Below are 4,570 nucleotides of genomic sequence, written 5' to 3' on the forward strand. Positions count from 1 at the left end.
TTTTGTATTTGTCGAAACCAAATTAGATGAACTTGGGCAAAAATGTATTCGGTTTCAACCTCGTCTTTATTGTAGTGTATGTGTAATTGTATTTCAATGATTTTTTTGCAAAAGGAAATTTAATTTCATTAATTTGACAAATCAGTGGGAGAACCCGTTTGGAAAAAGAAGGACTCAACTGTCTGTGAAAGAGAAGATCACGTTGATACATTCAATTCATAATCGTAAAGTGGTATAATGATGGGAAGGATATTTTTAAGAGGGTGGGTATATGCGGTTTTTACATACAGCAGATTGGCACATAGGTAAAAAATTACACGGCTATGATCTTCTCGAAGATCAAAGTTACATTATTGACCAGATAATTGATCTGGCGGAAGAACAATCAGTAGATGCAATTATCATTGCTGGGGATCTTTATGATCGTACGGTGCCAGCCGTTGACGCAGTGAAATGTTTAAATGAGAAAATAGCGAAAATCAATTTAGAAAAAAAGTTTCCTTTACTAGCGATTTCTGGTAATCATGATAGTCCGACACGACTTGAAACTGGAAGTCCATGGTTCAAAAATACGCAATTTTACCTAACGACCTCCATCGAAGAAAGTATTGAACCAATTGAATTTTCTGACACCCAGTTTTTCTTGTTACCTTATTTTGAACCGATCGAAGCGCGTTTGTTTTTTGATGAAAAAATCACAACGATCGCAGAAGGGGTGACTCGGGTCCTTCAAGAGATGAAGCAATATTTTGATTCTACGAAAAAACAAGTCTTAGTGACTCACTTTTTTGTAGCTGGTTCAAGCCAGACGGATTCGGAAACCAAAATTCAAGTAGGCGGATTGGATAGTGTACCGACAACGGCTTTTGAAGGGTTTGACTATGTCGCATTAGGACATCTGCATGCAAATACTGCGCTAAATCATGAACGAATCCGTTATAGCGGGTCTCCGTTGAAATTTTCATTGTCTGAAATAACCAATGAGAAAGGTGTTTATATCGTAGATACTCAAAAGGATCAGCAGCATTTTTATCCGTTGCGGCCAAAAAGAGATCTTCAGCAATACACTGCTTCTTTTGAAACATTGATTGATCCTGCCTTTTATCGGCAAGTGGATCGAGAGGCCTTCTTACACTTCACATTAACGGATCGAGCCGTAATTCCTAATATGATGAATCAATTACGGCGGGTCTATCCTCGAATTTTATCTGTGGAGCGGCAAAGTGGACGAATCGTCAGCAAGAAAAATTTGACATTAGCCGATGAGGAGGACCCACAACGGGTGATCGCCCATTTTTATAAAGAAATGACTGGAGAACCGTTAAATGAGCAGCAGCAAAAATGGCTCACAGGTTTGACAGCGGGTGAAGAGAAGGAGCGAGAGCAGTCATGCAGCCAAGAAAATTAATCATGAAAAACTTTGGTCCCTACATTCATGAGGAACTGGATTTTGGCGACTTTCAAGAAGGTGGTTTGTTTCTAGTCAGCGGGAAAACCGGAGCTGGCAAGACGACGATCTTTGATGGAATGACATTTGCATTATTTGGAGAAACTTCCGGAAATTTGCGATCCGGTAAAGAAATGCGTTCGACATTCGCTTCTCCCACAGAAGAGACCAGTGTCCGTTTTTCCTTTGACCATCAACATTTGCACTATGAGATCGAACGACGTCCCGAACAAGTCTTAGCCAAAAAACGCGGCGATGGAGTCACGAATCAAGCGGCTAAGGTACGGTTGACGATCTATGATCAGCAAGGAAAAGAGCGCAAACAAATCAGCAAAAAAAATGAAGTAGATACCTTCATCAAAGATCTGCTGCAATTGGATGCCAAACAATTCTTCCAAATCATTTTGCTGCCTCAAGGAGAATTTCGCAATTTTTTGATCGCCAGCAGCAATGAGAAAGAAAAAGTTTTGCGGAATATTTTTGGAACGGAAATGTATCAACGCTTCAATGAATGGCTGAAAGAACAGGTCAAAAAACAAACCAAACAAATTGAAAAACAACAAACGGCAGCGGATCATTTGGTCACACGCTTTGAGTGGACTGAACCGGCTACTCCGGTTTCGTTGGTTGAGACATTAGCGTACTGGCAGACAGATCTTGAGAAACAACGAAGTCATCAGCAAACAATTGAAGCAAAAAAAGCCCAAGCGGAGCAAGAGAAAAAGACCGCACAGGAAGCTTTTTATTTGGCAAAAGAAATCCATAAAGCACTTGCCGAGCAACAGGAACTCAGCCAACAGGCAGCGAATCTGGCTGCAAAAGAAAGTCAAATTTTAGACGATAAGCTGCGGCTGCAGCAGCTAGACTGGGCGAGTGAGCATCAAGAAATCTTACGCCAAAAAGATGAGCGGGCAGCTGAAGTAGCACAGGCTATTCAACAACTTACATTCAATCAGCAATCATTAGAACAATGGCAAGAGTCACAAGAGATATGGGACAAAAGCCGAGAAGTTCAGGTAGATCGAAAGGACGAACATACGGCAGCTAAGCAACGCTTACAAATGCTGGCACAGTTAAAACCATTAGCCGAGCAAGTTCAGCAACAAGAAAAACAGGTCGCTTCTTTGCAGGAAACGGTGACTCAACAGGAAAAACAAGCGCTGCATCTGAGAGAACAGCAAAATCTTACTATGAACCAGGAGCAAGGATTAAAAGAAGAAATCCAAAAGCATTCGATCTACCAAGTACAGGAAGTCCAACTGGTTCGTGGAGAAAATCTGTTGAACCAATGGCAGATGTTGAAAAAAGAGGAGCAGCAGCTGACTGATACCCAACAGCAACTAACAGACCAGCAGCGAAAATTGCACGAGGAGCAGCAGCAGTTAGTAAGTAAATATGATGAGTTAACTGAAGAATTGGTGCAAGAAAAAAGTCGAAATGCCAAGATGCAGATTGCTCGTTTAAGTCTCTTATTGGTGGAGGGGGAACCTTGTCCGGTCTGTGGCTCTCTTGAACACCCCGCTGCTCAAAAACATACAGAGTATAGTAATGAAGAAATCATTGATAGCGAGCAGCAACTTGAATCTTTGGAGAATCAGCTGCAACAAGTTGGTGAAGACCGTTCGACGAACCTGCTGCTGCTAGAACAAGTCAATGACCAGTTTCAAACAATTCAACAAAAAATGAGCGCGTTGAAGGAAAAACAACAGACAACGTATCAGACACTGCGAGAAATCCTCCAGCCGTTGATGGAAAATATGCTAGGTCAAACAGTCCTGAAAGAAGAAGCTGGCAAGGAACCCGCTGATCCATTGTTGACAGAAGAGCTGACTGAAAAGGAAATTGCCACTACCTATTTCAAATGCCAACAAATCAATCAGCAGTTGAAAGAGCAATTTGCTCTAGACAGTCAGAAATTGACAGATGTCCAAGCAAACAGCCAACATCTTACAGAAGAATTGACAGCACTTGAAGCAAGTCTCAAGACTGCTAGTGACGCTTTACGTTTGGAAGAAGGAAAACTGTCTTCACTAAAAGAGCAAACGGAGGGAGTATCTCTGGAGCAGTTGAACGAGGAACAGGAGCAATTAGCAGCACTATCGTCTCGTTTGGCAGCTCTGATTGAAGCGGATCAGTTGGAAGAGCAACGTTTGAAGGAACAGTATACGATCCTAACAGAGCAGCAACGAAATCTGCAACAGTTTCTAGTCGACAAGCAACAAGCTGCTCAGCTAGCCCAAGAACGCTTGGAAGAAGTCTTGCCTGCGGAATGTACTGAACAGCAGATGCGCAGTCTGCTCAATGATCTTGAGGAACGCCAGGCGCTACGCAGGACGATTGAAACCTATGAACAACAACAACGTTTTGTTCAACAGCGGCAGCTTGAACTGGCACAATTTTTGCAAAACAAAGCTGTGCCTGACTTGGAAGTCTTGCAAGAACAAGTAGACCAGTCTGAAGCAGCGGTAGAACAATTACAAGAACAAGTAATCCGAGGAAAAGAACAAATCAAGCAAAATCAGCGATTATTTGAAGAATTGCAGATAATCTATCAACAAAACACCAAGCAATTAGAAAAAATCAGCCATCTACAGCAACTATCAGAAGTCATCAATGGAGAAAATGAAAAGAAGACCAGTTTGGAACGCTATGTTCTGCAACGATTTTTAACAGAGATCTTAGAAGTGGCGAATGTTCGCCTAGCTCGGTTGACAAGAGGACGTTATCAATTCGAGTTGGCAGACAAAGTGGGGAGCTATCGAAGCTCGACAGGGTTGGAGATCGATATCTATGATGATAATGCTGGCAGTCTGCGGCGAGCACATACCTTATCGGGGGGTGAAAGTTTTATTGCCGCATTGGCATTGGCTATCTCATTAGCTGATGTGATCCAGAATCGTTCGGGAGGCATCGAGATCGAGGCGTTGTTTATTGACGAAGGATTTGGCTCATTAGATGAAGAATCGTTGGAAATGGCGATGGAAGCATTAGAAATGATTGAAAATGAAGGGCGGATGATTGGGATCATTAGTCATGTAAGAGAATTAAGAGAGCGAATCTTGCAGCAAGTCGTTGTTCAAACAGATGGCAGCGGACAAAGCAAAATTCGTACAAAACTTTAGA

General features: G+C 42.2%; 2 protein-coding genes. Both read left to right on the forward strand.

The annotated features are described in order from the left end of the window. Positions 1 to 271 precede the first annotated feature (271 nt). Positions 272 to 1,408 (forward strand): exonuclease SbcCD subunit D, encoded by a 1,137-nt coding sequence (locus EG2_RS17920; protein ID WP_060815691.1) that lies wholly within the window; start codon positions 272 to 274, stop codon positions 1,406 to 1,408. After that, complete coding sequence (locus EG2_RS17925; protein ID WP_060815692.1) at positions 1,390 to 4,569, forward strand: AAA family ATPase; 3,180 nt, start codon at positions 1,390 to 1,392, stop codon at positions 4,567 to 4,569. Before EG2_RS17920 ends, EG2_RS17925 begins: the two co-directional genes overlap by 19 nt. Position 4,570 lies beyond the last annotated feature (1 nt).

Source organism: Enterococcus gallinarum NBRC 100675 (assembly GCF_001544275.1).
Taxonomy (GTDB): domain Bacteria; phylum Bacillota; class Bacilli; order Lactobacillales; family Enterococcaceae; genus Enterococcus_D; species Enterococcus_D gallinarum.

What these genes read in the sequence shown, in the direction of transcription:
- EG2_RS17920 (WP_060815691.1), top strand. Translation starts at nt 272, where the DNA reads ATGCGGTTTTTACATACAGCAGATTGGCACATAGGTAAAAAATTACAC.
- EG2_RS17925 (WP_060815692.1), top strand. Translation starts at nt 1,390, where the DNA reads ATGCAGCCAAGAAAATTAATCATGAAAAACTTTGGTCCCTACATTCAT.